This is a genomic window from Spirulina sp. CCY15215 (assembly GCF_016888125.1).
Taxonomy (GTDB): domain Bacteria; phylum Cyanobacteriota; class Cyanobacteriia; order Cyanobacteriales; family Spirulinaceae; genus CCY15215.
In genome coordinates this window covers 1-18,568 of record NZ_JACSWA010000287.1, presented here as the reverse complement: position 1 = coordinate 18,568, position 18,568 = coordinate 1, and the positions used below count along the sequence as shown (strand labels likewise).

The 18,568-nt window shown below is 44.2% G+C and carries 16 protein-coding genes; 11 read left to right on the top strand and 5 right to left on the bottom strand.

Annotation, left to right across the window (positions count from 1 at the left end; genetic code table 11):
- Positions 1 to 172 precede the first annotated feature (172 nt).
- Complete coding sequence (locus JUI58_RS03770) at positions 173 to 1,369, bottom strand: HhoA/HhoB/HtrA family serine endopeptidase (RefSeq protein WP_204102409.1); 1,197 nt, start codon at positions 1,367 to 1,369, stop codon at positions 173 to 175.
- A gap of 27 nt (positions 1,370 to 1,396) precedes the next feature.
- On the opposite strand from JUI58_RS03770, the gene JUI58_RS03765 reads away from it, so the two are divergent.
- From JUI58_RS03765 to JUI58_RS03725, 9 genes are all read left to right on the top strand, one after another.
- Positions 1,397 to 1,534, top strand: a complete 138-nt coding sequence (locus JUI58_RS03765; protein ID WP_204102408.1) for a hypothetical protein — start codon at positions 1,397 to 1,399, stop codon at positions 1,532 to 1,534.
- Complete coding sequence (locus JUI58_RS03760; RefSeq protein ID WP_348539828.1) at positions 1,531 to 2,088, top strand: thioredoxin family protein; 558 nt, start codon at positions 1,531 to 1,533, stop codon at positions 2,086 to 2,088. The genes JUI58_RS03765 and JUI58_RS03760 overlap by 4 nt, the downstream gene beginning before the upstream one ends.
- Positions 2,089 to 2,240: 152 nt before the next feature.
- The gene (gene pyrH, locus JUI58_RS03755; protein ID WP_204102407.1) at positions 2,241 to 2,963 is read left to right on the top strand and encodes a UMP kinase; all 723 of its coding nucleotides are present in this window, start codon (positions 2,241 to 2,243) and stop codon (positions 2,961 to 2,963) included.
- Positions 2,950 to 3,498: a ribosome recycling factor gene (gene frr / locus JUI58_RS03750; protein ID WP_204102406.1), complete on the top strand. Its 549-nt coding sequence runs from the start codon at positions 2,950 to 2,952 to the stop codon at positions 3,496 to 3,498. Before pyrH ends, frr begins: the two co-directional genes overlap by 14 nt.
- Before the next feature lie 9 nt (positions 3,499 to 3,507).
- Entirely contained in the window at positions 3,508 to 4,647 is a 1,140-nt protein-coding gene (locus tag JUI58_RS03745) for a geranylgeranyl reductase family protein (protein WP_204102405.1), read from the top strand.
- 216 nt (positions 4,648 to 4,863) lie between these two features.
- Entirely contained in the window at positions 4,864 to 5,763 is a 900-nt protein-coding gene (gene hetR, locus JUI58_RS03740) for a heterocyst differentiation master regulator HetR (RefSeq protein ID WP_204102410.1), read from the top strand.
- A 120-nt stretch (positions 5,764 to 5,883) separates the two neighbouring features.
- The gene (locus JUI58_RS03735) at positions 5,884 to 6,348 is read left to right on the top strand and encodes a hypothetical protein (RefSeq protein ID WP_204102404.1); all 465 of its coding nucleotides are present in this window, start codon (positions 5,884 to 5,886) and stop codon (positions 6,346 to 6,348) included.
- A 76-nt stretch (positions 6,349 to 6,424) separates the two neighbouring features.
- Entirely contained in the window at positions 6,425 to 8,350 is a 1,926-nt protein-coding gene (locus JUI58_RS03730; RefSeq protein WP_204102403.1) for a cation:proton antiporter, read from the top strand.
- A gap of 55 nt (positions 8,351 to 8,405) precedes the next feature.
- Positions 8,406 to 9,755 (top strand): OB-fold nucleic acid binding domain-containing protein, encoded by a 1,350-nt coding sequence (locus tag JUI58_RS03725; protein WP_204102402.1) that lies wholly within the window; start codon positions 8,406 to 8,408, stop codon positions 9,753 to 9,755.
- 76 nt (positions 9,756 to 9,831) lie between these two features.
- Here the strand turns inward: JUI58_RS03725 and JUI58_RS03720 are convergent, their stop codons facing one another.
- From JUI58_RS03720 to JUI58_RS03705, 4 genes are all read right to left on the bottom strand, one after another.
- A complete protein-coding gene (locus JUI58_RS03720; RefSeq protein WP_204102401.1) occupies positions 9,832 to 11,355 on the bottom strand; it encodes a hypothetical protein in 1,524 nt (507 codons plus the stop codon).
- 105 nt (positions 11,356 to 11,460) lie between these two features.
- Complete coding sequence (locus JUI58_RS03715; protein WP_204102400.1) at positions 11,461 to 12,042, bottom strand: 5-formyltetrahydrofolate cyclo-ligase; 582 nt, start codon at positions 12,040 to 12,042, stop codon at positions 11,461 to 11,463.
- Positions 12,039 to 12,731, bottom strand: a complete 693-nt coding sequence (locus tag JUI58_RS03710; RefSeq protein WP_204102399.1) for a hypothetical protein — start codon at positions 12,729 to 12,731, stop codon at positions 12,039 to 12,041. The genes JUI58_RS03715 and JUI58_RS03710 overlap by 4 nt, the downstream gene beginning before the upstream one ends.
- A gap of 22 nt (positions 12,732 to 12,753) precedes the next feature.
- On the bottom strand, positions 12,754 to 13,668 hold the full coding sequence (locus tag JUI58_RS03705; protein WP_204102398.1) for a sugar ABC transporter permease: 915 nt from the start codon (positions 13,666 to 13,668) through the stop codon (positions 12,754 to 12,756).
- 249 nt (positions 13,669 to 13,917) lie between these two features.
- On the opposite strand from JUI58_RS03705, the gene JUI58_RS03700 reads away from it, so the two are divergent.
- Both JUI58_RS03700 and JUI58_RS03695 read left to right on the top strand, forming a co-directional pair.
- Positions 13,918 to 17,808, top strand: coding sequence for an EAL domain-containing protein (locus tag JUI58_RS03700; RefSeq protein ID WP_204102397.1), 3,891 nt, complete (start codon positions 13,918 to 13,920; stop codon positions 17,806 to 17,808).
- 65 nt (positions 17,809 to 17,873) lie between these two features.
- A complete protein-coding gene (locus JUI58_RS03695; protein WP_204102396.1) occupies positions 17,874 to 18,431 on the top strand; it encodes a hypothetical protein in 558 nt (185 codons plus the stop codon).
- The last annotated feature ends 137 nt before the right edge of the window (positions 18,432 to 18,568 follow it).

Sequence of the window (18,568 nt, the reverse complement as noted above, 5' to 3'; positions counted from 1 at the left end):
ATTTCGAGGGTATCGAACCCTCAAAATATACGCCCCGTTTCCTCCCACCACCAATCTTTCAGATATGGTGGGGGTCTCCACGGGGGTTTCTGATGAATTAGGGGCTAGGGGTTTTTGAAGGTATTTTTACCCCCCCCTAGCCCATCCTTAGAAAAGGAGGGGGAAATGGCTATTAGCGATTTTGTAATTGAGCGGGTTTCACTGCAATATTGAGAGAATCATTGCCACGCCGAACTTTAAAAGTCAAAGACTGACCAATGCGACTTTCCTCAACTATATTTTGAATTTCTAGCCCGCTTTTCACACGCTTGCCGTCGATTTCCACGATAACATCGGCACGGCGCAATCCCGCTTTAGCAGCAGGAGTATCGGGCAAAATCCGCCAAATTAAGACTCCTTCTACTTCCGGAATTGTAAAGGTTGAATTGGGATTTTCATTGCTGCGTTTTGCCAATTCCGGCGTAATATCTCGCATTTCAATGCCGACATAAGGGTGAGGAACTTCCTTACCCGCCGCAAGGATATCCTTTAACTCCTTGGCCTTATTAATGGGAATGGCAAACCCGATCCCCGTCGCATTGGCGCGGATCGCCGTATTAATGCCGATCGCCTCCCCATTGGCATTCAACAAAGGACCCCCAGAATTACCAGGATTAATCGCCGCATCGGTTTGCAGAAAATTGAGGCGTTTATCGGGAATGCCAATTTGAGAAGAAGGACGATCTAATGTGCTAATAATGCCCAAAGTGACAGTATTGTTTAATCCTCCTGGACTCCCCACCGCGATCGCCCAGTCTCCCACTTGCATCCGATCAGAATCCCCCAAAGGAGTCACAGGTAAATTACTCGCCCCCTTAATTTTCACCACCGCCAAATCCGTCACGGGGTCAGATCCCAGCACCGTCGCCTCGAATTCGCGACCATCTTGGAGGGTGACATTTACCTCATCCGCCCCACTGACCACATGAGCATTAGTGAGAACAATACCATTAGTGTCAATAATAAACCCTGACCCTTGACCCGAGACACGCCGTTCTTGGGGCATTTGTTCAGAAAAGCGATCGCCGAAAAACTCGCGGAAAAAAGGGTCTTCAAACATCGGCGGGCGGCGCGTTTCCACCGTTCGCGCCGTATCAATGCGAACTACCGAAGGTCCGGTTTTGGCGATCGCCCTGGTGACAAAACTGCCTTGACTCGGGGAAGTCAGTTGGGCGACGAGAGTGCCAGAATTTTCGACTGGAGACAAGGCGATCGGGGCGGGATCTGCTTGGGAAGAAGAGACGCGCAAGGTCCCAAAAGTCAAGACCACACCCACAATTAATGCTAGTAAATGGGTAGCAAATCTTTGCATGGCTGTTAAAAAACGCATCGTTATAAAGTTCAGTTAAGAAACTAAGTGCAGAATTTAAGCAAAATTCTAACCTTATCGATGTTAGCGCGAGATTTTCGCACCGTGCTGAAGTCAGATTTTGGCCAGCAGAAGATGATTTATCTTGATACACTGGGATCGGTAGGTTTAGAGGCAAAATCGTGACCCAAACACAAACATCAGCAAGTACGATCGGCAACTATGCTCCGGATTTTGAGTTACCTGGCATTGATGGAGAAGTGTATCATCTCGCTTCTGCTCTCGAACCGTTGCAAGGTTTGGGGGTTGTTTTTATTAGCCATGAATGCCCCTACGTCCAACTGTATCTCGATCGCCTCAAACAAATTCAAGGGGAATTTGGCGAGCGCGGTTTTTCCCTCATAGCCATTAACGTCAACGATTCCACTCAAGTTGCCTCGGACAATTTTGAACAAATGAAAATCTTTGCTCGAGTGCAAACCTTAAATTTTCCTTATCTGCGAGATCCTTCTCAAGATGTGGCCTTAGGGTTCAATGTGGAAGGCACTCCCGAAGTTTTTTTAATCAATAAAAGCGGCATTATCTGTTATCGGGGCGCGATCGACGACTGCCCAGAATCCCCCCAAACCGTTGCCAAACATTATTTCCGCAATGCGATCGTCGCCCTCCTCGAAAACAAGCCCATTTCCCCCGCCAAAACTGCCCTAGTCGGTTCTCCCCTAAAATGGCGCGAAACCTAAATTTTTATCCCGCTATCAACTATCAACTATCAACTATCAACTATCAACTATCAACTATTAACTATCAACTATTACCCATTACCTGTATAGTGATTGAGGCAAATTAAACGAGCCAACCTAGTCAAAATCGTAAGTAAAGTCGCAAAAAACTGATGGCATACCGAAGGGTTTTACTAAAATTGAGCGGCGAAGCCTTAATGGGGGATTTAGGTTATGGGATCGATCCTCAAGTAGTTGCAGATATCGCCAGGGAAATTTCCGAAGTCGTCAAAATTGGCATCCAAATTGCCATAGTGGTCGGAGGAGGGAATATTTTCCGAGGGGTTAAAGCCTCTGCAGCCGGAATGGATCGAGCCACCGCCGATTATGTGGGTATGATTGCTACGGTTATGAATGCCATGACCTTACAAGATGCCCTCGAACAAATGGAAATCCCCACCCGAGTACAAACGGCGATCGCCATGCAAGAAATTGCTGAACCCTATATCCGCAGAAGAGCGATTCGTCACCTCGAAAAAGGGCGCGTGGTCATCTTCGGCGCAGGCTCTGGTAATCCCTTTTTTACCACAGATACCACCGCCGCCCTCAGAGCCGCCGAAATCGAAGCTGAGGTGATTTTTAAAGCCACTAAAGTCGATGGCATCTACGACTCAGATCCGAAATTAAATCCCCAGGCGCGACGTTATACGAGTTTGACTTACGGCCACGTTTTAAGCCATGACTTAAGGGTAATGGACGGCACCGCGATCGCCCTTTGTAAAGAAAATAACATCCCCATCATCGTTTTCGATCTTTCCGTCAATGGGAATATTATTCGCTCGGTGAGTGGGGAACAAATTGGAACCTTGGTAGGAGGCAACTGTGAAGTTAACTGAAATTGAAGGTCAGATGACCCAAACCGTCGAAGCAACTCAACGCAACTTTAATACTATCCGCACGGGTCGCGCCAATACGCAACTACTCGATCGCATTACCGTGGACTATTACGGCGCGGAAACCCATTTAAAAGGAATGGCCAACATCAGCACCCCCGATGCCACCACGATTCTGATTCAACCCTATGATAAAAACAGCATGGGGGCGATCGAAAAAGCGATTACCCTCTCAGATATCGGACTCACTCCCAATAATGATGGCACGAATATTCGCTTGAATATTCCCCCTCTCACCAGCGATCGCCGCAAAGAGTTAGTCAAACAAGTGGGAAAACTGGCGGAAGAAGGCAAGGTTGGTATCCGTAATATTCGCCGGGATGCGATCGAGTCGGTACGAAAACAGGAGAAAAAACACGACATCTCCGAAGATGAATCCCGAGATTTACAAGAGCAAATCCAAAAAATGACGGATAAATACAATCAAGAAATTGATAAAATCTTAGCGGCTAAAGAGAAAGACATCACGACGATTTGAGGAACCTAAATGCTGGATTGTATTATTATCGGAGCCGGACCTGGGGGAGCATCTGCTGCTTATCATCTCGCTAAACGAGGGCGCAAGGTACTGGTGTTAGAAAAAGCCAAACTCCCCCGTTATAAGCCCTGTGGGGGCGGTGTTTCTCCTGTTGTGGCCCAATGGTTCGATTTTGATTTTAGTCCAGCGATCGCCGCTAAAGTCGATGGCGTTGAGTTTACCTGGCAGCAGGGCGATCGCGTTGCCGCAAACCTCAATACGGAACCGATGTGGATGGTTAAGCGAGATGTGCTCGATCGCCTCTTATTGGAGCAAGCTCAAGCATTGGGTGCAGAGATACGAGATGAGACAGAAGTAGTATCTCTCAACTTTAACGGCACGGCTTGGCAAGTTAGCACCACCGGGGGCAATTTAGAAGCCACCTACGCGATCGGTGCCGATGGTGCCACAGGGATTTGTACCCAATTATTCGGCTTTGAAGAGCGAGAAATTCGTCCTGGTGGAGTATTGGAGATTAACACGCCTCCTGATACTCCCGATGCGGTTCATTTTGACTTTGGTTCTCTCAAAAAAGGCTTTATTTGGGACTTTCCCCAAGGTAGTTCCCATACCGCCAGTGCAGTGATAATGAGAGGAGCAGGAAAAAACTCAGAAGTCAAAAAACAATTGCTCAATTATGCCAAACAACTCAATCTCGATGCAAGTCAATTCACTTATTATGACTGTCCGACGGTTTTATGGAGTGAAGAGCGTGTTTTTCATCAGCAGAATTCCCTGTTAGTGGGAGATGCTGCGGGTTTGGCAGATCCTCTCCTAGCCGAAGGAATTCGCCCAGCTTTATTGAGTGGTCTTCGTGCTGCCGAAGCCATCGATAATTCTTTGGCGGGAGATAATAATGCCTTGGAAAACTATACACAAATCCTGCAAGAAGAATGGGGTAAAGATATGGGTTACGCTAAAACTTGGGGGGATTTTTTCTACAACAAATATAATATCCCTGGAATGTCTTCCCAAATTTACAAAATCGGGGTTAAACGTCCTGTTGCCGCTAAAATCATGAGTCAAATTCTCTGTGGTGAGATGCGTTATTCTGATGTGGGGGAACAAGTGATTAAAGTCTTCAAGAAGTTTTTTAAACTGGGAAAATAAACGCTCTTTGACGATTTCCCCCCTGTCATCTTAAAATGCAAAATTATTGCCTTGAGCCGACTATAATGGGAAAATACAAAACAACGTTTTGACATTAGGGTGTCCCCAGCCAAGAGAGGACAAGATAGGAAATCAAGCTCTCAGGCTCAGTGTTGTAGCAATCGTAGATAAGGTCACGTTATTTCCAAATTCCGAATAATGTCAGTATCTCTAGAAATGAAAACCGATGTCGATCTGATCAAAACCCTCAGCCCGAGTGCAATGGATCAGATCATGTTTTACTTAGCCTTTAGTGCCATGCGTACAAGCGGTCATCGACATGGTGCCTTCCTTGATGCGGCAGCGACGGCGGCTAAATGTGCGATTTATACCACGTTTGTCGAACAGGGCGAAAATATTCGCATGACTGGACACCTACATCATATCGAACCCAAACGAGTGAAAGTGATCGTGGCTGAGGTTCGACAGGCGATCGCCGAGGGCAAGTTATTAAAAACATTAGGATCCCAAGAACCTCGCTATCTGATTCAATTTCCTTATGTTTGGTTAGAGAAATATCCTTGGCAGACAGGGCGATCGCGGCTTGAGTCCACCAGTTTGACAACAGACCAAAAACAGAACATTGAAGCCAAAATTCCGGATAATCTACCGGATGCCCTCTTAATCAACTCGTTTCAATTTTTCGAGTTAATCGAATTTCTACACTTACGTTCCCAAGAAATATTACCGGAAGAAAGGCGAATGTCTATGAGTGAGGCATTAGCAGAACATATTAAACGGCGCTTGATTTATTCGGGAACGGTGATGAGAGTAGATAATCCTTGGGGTTTGCCTTTTTATGCTCTTACTCGTCCTACCTATTCTCCCGTAGGACGAGAAGAACGCACCTATACAATGGTAGAAGATACCGCCCGTTATTTTCGTATGATGCGAGATTGGGCGGAGGAAAAACCCAATTCGATGCGTTTATTGGAAGAATTAGACATTCCCGAGGAAAATCTAGCGATGGCAAAAGCGGACTTAGATGAAGTCATTCGCACTTGGGCAGATAAGCACCACTGCAAGGGCGGTAAATCCATGATTTTACAAATGGTGTTTGGAGATAAAGAAGATTAAATAAGTAACGGTGTGAAAGAGGCAACAGGGAATCAACCCTCCGAAAAATCGGAGGGTTGCTTTTTAGCAACAAATTAACTAGGGTGAAAAGGAAGTTTTATTGCAGCTTCAGGAGTCATCATGTCTGAATCTAACGCGAACAGCGAAGCCACACAACCGGAAACACCCCCCTTAGAGGTGAGTGCGGAAACCAAAGCCCTTGTGGAAACTAAGATGCCCGAGGAGTCCGATGAAATCAAACATCATACGATGGCTTTAATTGAAGCTATCAAAAAACAGGCACAGTCGAGCCTCGAGTCTGCCGGGGAAATTGGCCGTGAAAATTACGTCAACACTATGCGCCAAACCCAAACGACGTTAAAAAATACAGGACTCCTCTTTGATGAACAATGGGAGTCTCTCGAGAAAACCATCGCGGGACTTGAGGATACAGCTACGAAAAATTGGGAATTTTTACTGAATGATATGAAAAAATGGGGCGATCGCCTCGATCGCGCCGTGAATGAGGCGTGGAAAATTCTCACTGAACCCGAGGAATCTGAAAAAGATTCCCCCTCAGATTCTGATTCTGAATCCAAATCTTAGGGGCAGGAAAATTATTTTACTGCTCAATTTTCTTGTTGTTTTTCCCTAATTCGCTGAGTCCGCTAGCGATCGCCTTATGGTTGTTCTTTTGGTGTTATTGATTGTCGGTCTAAGTGCGATCGCTGCTAAACTGCCCCCGGTTCCTTACATGACGGGATTAGTAGCGATGGGTTTGGGACTGGGCATTCTCGCGCAAAACAACGAGCAATGGGCGCTATTACAGCCTTTTATTGCCCTCCCCCCGAGGGCATTCTTGCTTTTTGTGCCTCTTTTTATTGCTCGTTTAGCTTTTAATATTGAAGGGCGTTTGTTGATGCAGTATCTTTCCCCGGTGCTGCTATTGGGGATATTGGGGGTGTTTTTATCGACGGTGATGGTGGGGGGATTTTTGGTCGCTTTTGCCCCTTTAGCTGCATCGGGGGCAATTTTACTGGGGATTCTCTTATCGGTGGTGGATTTAACTCCAGCCATCGCCCTCTTGCAAAAAGAGGGTTGTTCTAAGCGACTGCAATTGGTTTGGCGAGGGGAGAGTTTAGGTAATAATGTAACGGCGATCGTTCTGTTTACTGTGGTGGCACAAACTTTGAGTTCGGGGAGTTATGGCGGCGGAATTGGACAGTTTTTCGCCTCATGGCCGATCGGAATTATTCTGGGTGGTATCGCGGCGGGATTGGCGAGTTATGGGATGCAACGCTGGCGAGAGAATTTTATCCTACAGGGAACGATGGGAGCGATCGCCCTGTATGGGGCATTTTTGGGGGCAGAGAGGCTCTATCCTGGGGCAGGGGCGATCGCAGCTATGACGGTGGGTTTGGTGCTGCAATGGACGTTAAGCACCCGATTGAGGCACAAGAATTTCCAGCGACTTACGGGGATGGTGCAGGGGATGGGGATTCTGGCCCAAAGTTGGCTCTTTCTCCTATTGGGATTAACTCTAGCTGGATTACCCCGTCAAGTTTACGGCAGTTCTCGGGCTTGGCTGTGTTTGGGGGGGGCGATCGCCATTGTAACCATTGCTCGGGGGAGCATGGTTTTTGCCCTCATGCCCGTAGCCAACTTTTTGCGGGACTCTACCCCTTTCTCCTTTCGGGAGCAATTGGTGGGATTATGGGGAGGAATGCGAGGAAGCGTGGCTTTGGCCTTGGTGTTGAGTTGGGACACAGAAGCATCCGATCGCAATTTGGCCATTTTTATCACTCTGGGGGTAACTTTAGCCCTCGGTTTGGCTTCTGAGGGGACAATGGTGCAGTTTTGGCAGCGCTTGGGGTTAACTCCTCCAGCTTTGGCCGCCCAATTACAAGCAGCAACAGCAGAATTAGCCGCCAAACGCGACACCTTGGAGGGTTTATTTGATCTGGGGGATATTGAGTCTTTATCTCGTCCGGCGATCGAGTGTGTCAAACAGGAATATCGCGAGGAGGTGTACCATGCGGAAGATAAATTGGCACGATTGTGGACTGAGACGCGCCTGGAACCGGGGCTATTTCAACAAACTCTCTGGTTACAAGCCTTGGCGATGGAGGAGACGGGATATCGGCAATTTTACGAGGATGGTTTACTCTCGGAGTTGGCTTTTGTCAAATTGGAGTTACGAATGCACTTAAAACGAGATGCAGTGCTTGCGGGGTTTATTCCCCCGCCTTTTTATCTCCTTCGCGGTAATGATACAAAGATACAGCAGGGATTTGCGCTATTTTTAGGGGCGATCGCCTTTCAGCCTGCCTTTGCCCTGGGACAGGCCGATCGCGTCTCAACGGCTAAATATGAAGCAGATGGGGCGATCGCTTATACCTGCAAACAGGTGGCTTTGAATTTTCATCGCTTGGTTGAAGATAGCGGTTTGGGGTTAATGGTTGCTAAAAGTTGCGCTAAGGTTTATGAGGAAGATAGTTTAGTCGCATGGCAAAGTTTAGAGGCGATCGCCTCGCGCAATCCAGATTTTGCCACCCGCAAGCAACAAGAAGCCATTCGTCGCACCATTCATTTTTTGGATGAGTTTTAAAGGTACTTACGTTAAAATTAGGACTTACACAGTTAACAAAAAAACAAAAAATATAATGGTAAAAATTATTAAGCGTAAATCCCTTGGCCTTCAACCCGTCTACGATATTGGTGTAGAAGGGGATCATAATTTCTTATTAGAAAGTGGTTTAATTGCTGCTAATTGTTTCAATAAGTCTCATTCTACGGCTTATGCTTATGTAACTTATCAAACTGCCTATCTCAAAGCTAACTATCCTACGGAATATATGGCCGCATTATTAACGGGAAATAGCGGCAATAAAGATAAAATTAAGATTTATATTGCTCGATGTATCGATATGGGTATTAATGTCGAACCCCCCGATATTAATCGCTCTCATATAGATTTTACACCTGTTGGCAAGAAAATTTTATTTGGATTATCTGCGGTGCCTAACCTCGGAGATGGTGCGATTGAAAGTATTTTAATGGCTAGAAAAGAAAACAAGGTAGATTTTAAATCTTTCCCAGATTTTTGTAGTATTGTCGATCTACGGACTGTTAATCGGCGAACTTTAGAAACTTTAATTCATTGCGGGGCATTTGACAAAATCAACGAGAATCGCAATCAACTCGTACAATCCCTCGATCCCGTCATTAGTTGGGCGCAAAAACGAGCTAAAGAACGCATTAGCGGTCAGATGAATCTCTTTGATATGTTGGGAGGAGGAACAACCGGAGATAATAGCGAAACCAAGAGTTTTGACACTGCTCCCAGATTAGCACAAGTTACTGATTTTGCTCCTCAAGAAAGACTAAAAAAAGAAAAAGAAATTTTGGGTTTTTATGTTTCTGCGAACCCATTAAATACAATTAAAGCGGCTGTTGATATTGTTTCTCCAGTGAGTCTAGCACATTTGGGGGATTACAAACGCAAAAAAATTAGCGCGATCGCCCTAGTTAGTGCAGTTAAAATAATTATGACCAAAAAAGGCGATGCAATGGCTTTTTTACAATTGGAAGACCTAACTGGACAAGCAGAAGGAGTTGTTTTTCCCAGCACTTTCGCTGAAGTTGAAGAATATTTACAAGAAGATGCACGCTTGATTTTTTGGGGAAAAGCCGATAGCAAAGATGATAAAGTTCAGTTTATTGTTGAATCTGTAGAACCCGTAGAAGAGGCGCAAATGATCATAGTCGAATTAACTGTACAACAAGCACGCGATCGCCGCATTCAAAACAATCTCAAAAGTATTCTCCAACAACAAGCAGGGAATGATAAGGAGGGAGGAAAAATTCGCGTTGTGGCCCGAATTGGGACAGGAGAAGAGGGAAAATTTGTGCGTTTAGATCGGAAGTTTTGGGTTCAAAACGATCGCGCTGCGGTGACGGCTTTAAGCAATGCTAATTATCAAGCACGCAGCACCTATATTCTCCCTCATTAACTAACGCATTAACCCACTACCATAGCAAGAGAATACCGTAGTGGGAGGATCGGATTGATAACTAGCAAGTTGAGTATTACTGAGAAGAAACTTGGGTAACTTGACGCAAAGCACGGGTTTGATCCATCAATGCTTCCATGTCTTCTTCGGATAAACGTTGGACATAATTGACCTTCACTTCTTCAATTAAAGCTACTAATAAATACTCCAAGCGTTCGATACTTTGCTTGCCTTTAATTTCTGTTCTCATTGACTCTGTAAATGTTTCCACCAATTTTTCTAATAATTTATCAAATTCGGGATCTTCCTCAATCAATTGCTTAATCTGGGCGTAAAGAATATTGTAAGTTTGTGCGATCGTTTGTTGGATTAAAGTTGTTGTTGTTTTCTCTACTCCTGGAATCATTTTCAAGTTTTGATAACCGGGTGCTTCTTTGATGGCTTTTTCGAGACTGTATTGCAGGAGAGATTCAATATCTTTTTCAACGGCAGGAAGCACTTTATTAACGACTAATTGTACCACCAAACGAGTAATTTCTGCAACTTCATTAGTATTATTGAGATCGATGTAAGGATTGATATCTTGCTGTGCTAAAACGTTCGTAAAGTCTCCTCTTTGAATTGAGCCTTGAACTTGATTGAGAACTCCCACCACAACGACTTCTGTTAAGTCTTCAGCGATCCCAGCGACAAAGCCTTGACTGGCTTGTTTTTTGATTTTTTGGAGGTCAATAATTTTAGCTTGATGCAGGCGAATTGTGACGGGAATAATTCGCAATAAACGGATGGGACGCAGCCAATAGAGAACAGGGAAGAATAACAGGATATCATACCAGCGCCAGAGCATTGCATCGAGCCAACTAACCCCTTTACGCTGACGGCTGATAAACCACGATCGCGCTAAAAATTCGAGTAGAAAAAGAGCAGTAAAGGGAAAATCAATCAAGCCAAAATTATCGAAGGGTTCGCCATTTTCTCCGATGGGACGGAAATAATTAGCTTCTATCAGAGGACGAATGCGTTTATTAAAAAATTCTAGTTCTTCCGAGGCACTATTTTTAGATAAATACTCTTGACTCCAAAATATTCTGAATGCTTCTTTTGCAGAATCATCTGCTTCTGTCACTCGTTCGCGCATTAGATTTTTAATCCGTTCTAAAGTTCCGGTTTTATTGGCAACTTGAAAAGGATTGGTATCGATCATTTCGGTGCTGCGATCGCGCAAATCTGCTAGAAGTTCGGTCACTTGGGGAGAACGAAAACTACTCAATTCTTTTTCAAACTCTTCAACTCGTTTTAAGTATTCTTGGGTGTCCCGGTTGGCTTCTATGCCTTTAACAGGGTCGTAAATTTGAGTAATGGGCAATTGATGCACAATCATGGGTTCTTGGGGAAACTGATATTCAAAGTCTCCCAGTTTAAAGTTGACTGCATACATTCGACCTTGAAGCCAAAAATCTCGCAAAGGAATATAAGTATAATTAAATAAAACAACAATATAATTGAGCAGTGCAAACATCGCCATTCCTCGTTCAAACCAAATATTATTTTTCTTAAGGAAATTAGAGGTTGAATGTGAAATTTGTTTAGAAAGAGCCATGAGAATTACCAAAACTATATTTTGACGAAATTTCTTTTTGATAACCCACTTTATAACCCATTCCTCGCCCTAACGATCGCAATGCAATATTTATGCAATATTTATTCAAGAACCGCGATCGCGCAACCCATTCCCCTGCAACAACAGGAATTCTACTTCCGTACAAACCCCATCTAAGCGCCGATCCCAAGCATCTACGGGTAATTGAGTCAGCAAGGAAGATTGAAAAACAATCCCGATCGCGGGCTTATCTTGCCACTGGGGTAATGCTAACATTCGATCGTAAAAGCCTCCCCCGTATCCCAAACGGTAGCCAGCGCGATCGCAAGCAACTGCTGGCACGAGAATTAAATCTACCTCTTTCGCTTCTAAGGGGGGTAAATCGGCGGCAGGTTCAAAAATGCCATAAGTTCCCTTTTCTAGTCCATTTTGGGGCTGCCAGCGATGCCAGAGGAGAGATTTATCGACACATCGAGGCAAGCCCCATTGCTTTTGGGGGTCGTGCCATAAAGGACTCAAATCGGGTTCTTGGCGAAAACTGGTATAGGCAAGAATAGTGGTCGCATTGACAAACAAGGATAAATCTCGCAATTGAGAACAGAGGCGATCGCTTTTTTCCTGCCAACTTTCCGGCGTTAATGCTTGTCTTTGCTGCAATAATTGACGGCGTAGGGTTTTTTTGCTCATCTCTGGCTTTGATGTGCCTGCCATGCTAACTCTAAAAGGGCAACATAAAATTGGTCTGAGTTTCTCGAATTCATTCCCATTAAGAGGCGATCGCAGTCGTAGCGACTAACATAAGTACAGCCCCAAGAAATTAAGATATCGCGATCGACGCGATCGCCGTTGGGTTTGTACCAATTGCTGCCAAATTTAGCATTCACACCGTTGGGATATTTCCACACCAAACCAAAACTTGCATATTCCCCATTGGGATAGCGCCAATCTCTTCCGGTACGGGCATACTGACCATTGGGATAATGCCAGAGAGAACCCGATTTTACCACTTGTCCGTTGGCATATTGCCAAATCCCCGATCGCCGATTCGAGGCATACTGGGAACATAAAATTTGTTCCTCGCTGGCCACCATTTGCGCTAATACGTTGTCTCCTGGGGCAATGCGTGCCAATCCTGCCATAATAGTAAGGTCGGAACAAGTCGAACTTTGAGTCTGGGGAGAATGGGGTCTCCCGCAATATCGTGCTTCGAGTATAGCTAAATTGCGATCGTCTAACCCTTCGAGAATAGCAATACGACGCGATCGCCGAATTTCTTGGCACCGGGTTGAAGAAGCAAAAGCGCGATCGCTATTTGCGAATGAGGCAAGGGGGAACAGGCAACAGGCAACCAGTAATAGATAATAATTTTTTATCATTGTTTGATTCTTCCTCTTGACTTTAAAAGCGAATATTACCGTAAGATTCTTTGCCTTTGGATAAATATAAATTGAGCAACGAAAGGGAGAAAATAATCAAAAATAGTACCAAACCCATCGTACAAGCATAACTAATCTCTAGATTATTAAACGCTTGTTCGTAAATATAATAAACCACAGTTTTAGAACTATCTTGGGGTCCCCCTCTGGTCATAATATAGACTTCTTCAAAGATTTTCGTGGCAGAAATTGACGAAATCACCGTTACTAAGACTAAATAAGGACGCATTAAAGGTATCGTAATATCCCAATGTTTGCGCCAACCCTCAGAACCATCAATTGCTGCCGCTTCATACAATTCTGCGGGAATCCCTTGTAACCCTGCCAAATAGATAACCATATAATACCCTAAACCCTTCCAAATCGTCACCAGCATCACACTCCAAAGAGCATAATTAGGACTGGTTAACCAAGGAATTCCCGACTCAAAACCAATGGTTTTTAAGAGTTGATTGAAAACACCATTAGACGCATAAAGCGCATTCCAAGCAATCCCCGCAACCACCATTGAAATGACCACGGGAGTATAAAACGACATCCGAAACCAGTGCATTCCCTTCAGTTTTTGATTCACCAAAATAGCCAGACCCAAAGGCGCGATCGCCAAGACGGGAACCGCCCCCAATAAATATAGCAGCGTGTTTCCCAAGGTTTTCCAAAAGACCCGATCCCCTGCCAAACGGCGAAAGTTCTCCACACCGATCCACTGAGGCATCTGGGTTAAGTCGTATTCGTAACGGGCAAAACTTAAGGAAAATGCTTGCAAAGCAGGCAAAAAAACCGTTAGCGTTAAAATAACAAGAGCCGGGAACAAAAATAAATAAGGTGTTAAATGATGACTATGCACAATTGGCGATCGAAATGGCAACTTACGCATAATTTTTTCCAAAAAATGTATTTAGATTAACAGTTCATTGCTTTTTAACTATAGTTTAATTTAATTAAAGACAAACGAAGTCCCAAAATCCCTAATCATTATCTCTTTTTATCCTTGGGGGTATAAACCAAAGCTGCAATCAGCAAAAATTGTGCATCTCAGTTCCTTTGTCCCCATCTTCTGCTATTGAGCAAACACCTTCGCATCTTAAACAAGACAAGATGCAAGACAAATGTTATGCATAAGCCCATGAAATCGATCGACAAGGCCACACAACCTTTTATTCCGACATTTTTTTCCCAAGGATCCCCTCCAAAGGAACGAGAAGCAAGTTTTGCCCTGGCTTTATTTCAGTCCCTTCCCGTCCCCGTTATGGTGGCTAGACTCAGGGATGGGATCATCATCCACACTAACGAATATTTTTGCTCGATCTTTGGCTCCACGGTCAGTGAGGTGATTGGCCATCACTGCGTACACGATTATTTTGAAGCGGCGGCTTGGCAAGTTCTTCAACAGGCACTTGTACAATATGACTTTCTCCCCAACTACGAACTAAAATTGAGACGAGTTGACGGTAAAACCCTTTGGGGTGTTGTCTCTTTACAATTGCTTTCCTTTGAAGGAGAAGGCTCTATTGTTGGGGTTTTTCACGATATTACCTACCCCAAAAAAATCGAATACCTCCTCCACGAAAATCGCCGCAATTTTTCTACCCTCACGGATAATTTACCTGGGGTTATCTATCGCCGTCTCTGCGATCGCCTCAATAATCCTTACGAGTTTATCAGCGAAGGGTGTTGGGCTTTAACGGGATATACCTCAGAAGAGTTTACCCAGCAAATTATTGACATTGATCGCCTCATTCATGCCGACGATCGCGATCGCGTCCTCAAAACCCGAGAAGGTGCCATTAAATGCCGTCAACCTTACACCCTTGAATATCGCATCATAACGCGATCGCACACACAAAAATGGGTGCGGGAAAAAGGAAATGGCATTTTGGATCGCCAAGGGGAATTGATTGCTTTAGAGGGCTTTCTCAATGATATTAGCGATCGCAAACGCGGTGAAGAAGAATTACAATTACTGCAATATCTCACTCGGGCTGCAGGAGAAGCACCAGACTTAAATTCTGCCCTTGAATTAGTCCTAAACCGTGCCTGCCAAGTTTTAGGATGGGATTTTGGAGAAGCATGGATTCCCAACGAAAGCGAAACAGTTTTAGAATTGAGTCCCGCTTGGTACGGCGATCGCAGTTTGCCCAATATTTTAGAGTTTCGCGAACAAAGTCACGTTTATTATTTTCCCTGTAGTGTCGGTCTACCGGGACGGATTTGGCAATCCCGCCAACCGCAATGGTTTCCGGATCTTTCTCGCCATTCAGAATTTCTCCGCAGCCAACTCGCTTGGGAATCTAGTTTGAAAACCGCTTTTGGGGTTCCGATTATTGCCGATGATAAAGTTGTTGCCGTTTTAGTCTTTTTCAGCTACCGCGATCGCCAAATCGATCGTCGCTTACTCGATCTAATTTCTACTATTGCTGCCCAACTCGGGGGGATTATCCAATGCAAGCAAGCAGAAGTTGCCTTGCGCGATAGTCAGCGCCAACTTAGAAGTTTAATTGATTCAACCCCAGGTATTTTCTTTAATGCCACTAATGACGCGGGTTGGTCTATGAATTATTTGAGTGAAGGTTGTCAAACTCTAACCGGATACAGAAGTGAGGAATTAATTGCCAAAAATCCTCACTCTTTTGAAGAAATTATCGATCGCGAAGATGTCTCCCATGTTTTGGAGGCGATCGCAGGCAGCGTCAAAAATTATAAACCCTACGTCGTCGAATATCGCATCCATACCAAATACGGAGAATGCAAATGGGTTTGGGAAAAAGGACGCGGCATTTATGATGAAGCGGGGAATGTCTTGGGATTAGAGGGTTTTATTACCGATATCACCGAACGCAAACAAGCAGAACAGGCACTGCGATCGCAAGCATTGGAACTGCAAGCCTTATTTGCGGCGATGACAGATATTATCATCGTCTTTGATGCCGAGGGACGCTATCTGAAAATTGCCCCCACCAACCCCACCTTACTTTATAAACCTTCGCGCCATCTCATCGGCAAAAATCTGCATCAAGTCTTCGATCGCCAACAAGCGGAGCTTTTTTTGGGTTATATTCAACAGGCCTTAAAAGAGAAAAAGCCCATTAATATTGAATATAATCTCATCATCCAAGAGCAAGAAATTTGGTTTGCCGCAACTATTGCAGCTACAGAAGAAAATACCGTCATTTTTGTGGCTCGAGATATCACCGAAGCCAAAGGCGATCGCGAAGCCCTCAAACAAGCTGAAGCCAAATATCGCAGCATCTTTGAAAACGCCGTCGAGGGCATTTTTCAAACTACCCCAGATGGTCACTATATTAGCGCCAATCCTGCCCTAGCTAAAATTTATGGTTATAGCACCCCAGAAGCTCTTATTATCTCTCTAACAGACATCGAACATCAACTTTATGTAGAACCTTCCCAACGAACAGAATTTGCCCGTTTAATTCAACAAAATGATGAAGTTGTCGGCTTTGAATCGCAAATTTATAGACAGGATGGCAGTATTATTTGGATATCTGAGAATGCCCGCGTCGTCAGAGACGAACAAGACCAAATCCTTTACTATGAAGGCATGGTTGTCGATATTACCGAACAGAAACAGGATAAAGAAGAACTGCACCAACGTGCCTTTTATGATGCCTTAACCAACTTGCCCAACCGCGCTTTATTTCGCAAACGCTTGAGTAATGCCTTAGAACGTGGGAGGCAAAATAGCTTCGAGAAATCTTATCATTTTGCCGTCCTCTTTTTAGATTTGGATCGGTTTAAAGTTGTCAATGATAGTTTGGGGCATTTAGTGGGCGATCGCCTCCTGATAGAAATTGCTCGACGCTTAGAAAAATGCGTGCGACAAGGGGATACGGTAGCGCGTTTGGGTGGGGATGAATTTACAATTTTGTTGGATAATATAGAAGGTATTAATACGGCGATTCATGTAGCAGAACGCATCGAAAAAGAATTGCAATTACCATTTCAATTAGATGGTTATACTGTATTTACAGGGGTGAGTATTGGTATTGTTTCTTGTGGCGATAGTCTTTGTGCAGTGAGTATTGAGAAGGCAGAAGAAAAACAACAAGGAGTGCTTTGTAAGCACCAACAAGGCGATCTCGTTGAAGCCTGCATTTATTATCAAAATCCCGAAGATTTATTGCGAGATGCAGATACAGCCTTATATCGAGCCAAAGAACTCGGAAAAGGGCGTTACGAACTGTTTAACCCAGCCATGCACCAAAGCGTCGTTTCTCAGTGGCAATGGGAAACGGAATTGCGTCAAGCCTTGGAAGCAAAACAGTTTGCTGTTCATTATCATCCCATTGTTTGTTTACAAACGGGAACATTGCAAGGATTTGAAGTCTTATTACGCTGGCAACATCCAGAAAAAGGAATGATCTATCCGGCTGAATTTCTCGATACTGCTGAAGAAAGCGGGTTAATTATTCCGATTGGTAATTGGGTTTTAGAAACTGCTTGCAAACAAATCCAATCTTGGCAAAAGAAAGGTAAGATTTCCACTCCTTTAGATATTCATGTTAATCTTTCTAGTAAGCAATTATTACAACCAGATTTAATCGATCGCATCGATCGGATATGCACTCAAACTGGTTTCAATGCCTCTTGGTTAAAGTTGGAAATTGCAGAAAGTCTGTGGACGCAAAAAGTTGATGCAGCACGCTCAATTTTACAAAGTTTACAAGAAAGAAATATTCAATTGTGCATTGACGACTTCGGTACAGGGTATTCTCGCTTGGAATATTTACAACAATTTCCCATTCATGGGCTGAAGATTGAGCGCTCTTTTGTGAGTGCCATTGAGCATGATGCACAAAAAGCAGAAATTGCCCGCATTATTGTCATGTTAGCAAAAAACTTGGGCTTGCGGGCGATCGCGGAGGGTATTGAGACGCAACGACAATTAGAGAAAATGCGGGAGTTTGGTTGCGATCTCGCTCAAGGATACTTCTTTGCGAAGGTGTTGGATGCTCGAGAGGCAGAAGAATTCCTGACAAGAAATGAACCTTTGTTTTAAATTAATAACTGCGAGCATCATTTTGGTAAGATCGGGTTTGGATAATAGCGTGAAGGACGGTGATCGTGGGCAGACAGGCAAAACTCAGACAAGAACGCAAACAGGGTGAGGTCAAATCAACGACAGTTGCTCCCGTTAAACAATCTCCTTGGGCAAAGTTGGCGCAAAGACCTACCCCTGAAGAGCCGGAAAAAAAGACTTCTTTTTTGGGTAAAGTTCTCGATCGCCTACCCGATCGCCTCAATCCTTTGGCCAATAATAAAGAGCGAGAGAATTTGGATGGGGATGCTTTTTGCGATGCGAATGAACAGGTATTAGGTGCGATCGCCTGGGAAGGATACGAGAAAAACCATCAAAAAGGTGCGGTTTTTGTGCGAGATATGGGAGAGTCTCCTTTTCAGATGAGTTATATTTCCCAAGGTTCTTTCAAAAAGAAACTCAGTCGCATGGGAATTGAAGGAGAAGATTTGACGGCGATCGCGGAAATGGTGAAAAACTCTAATCCCAAACTAGATATTGTTCTTTTGTTTTGCGATCGGGATGGGAAAATGGCGGCTATTGTTCGTCCTACTCAGCCCTCTCCTCCGGAATGTTATCAAATTTTACAGCCAGAACTTGAGTAATGCCAAATCCTGATAATTATCCGGGATTAAAACGCCATTAAAAGAACTAGGGATTAAAATTAAAGAACTAGGGATTAAAATTAAAGAACTAGGGATTAAAATTAAAGAACTAGGGATTAAAATTAAAGAACTAGGGA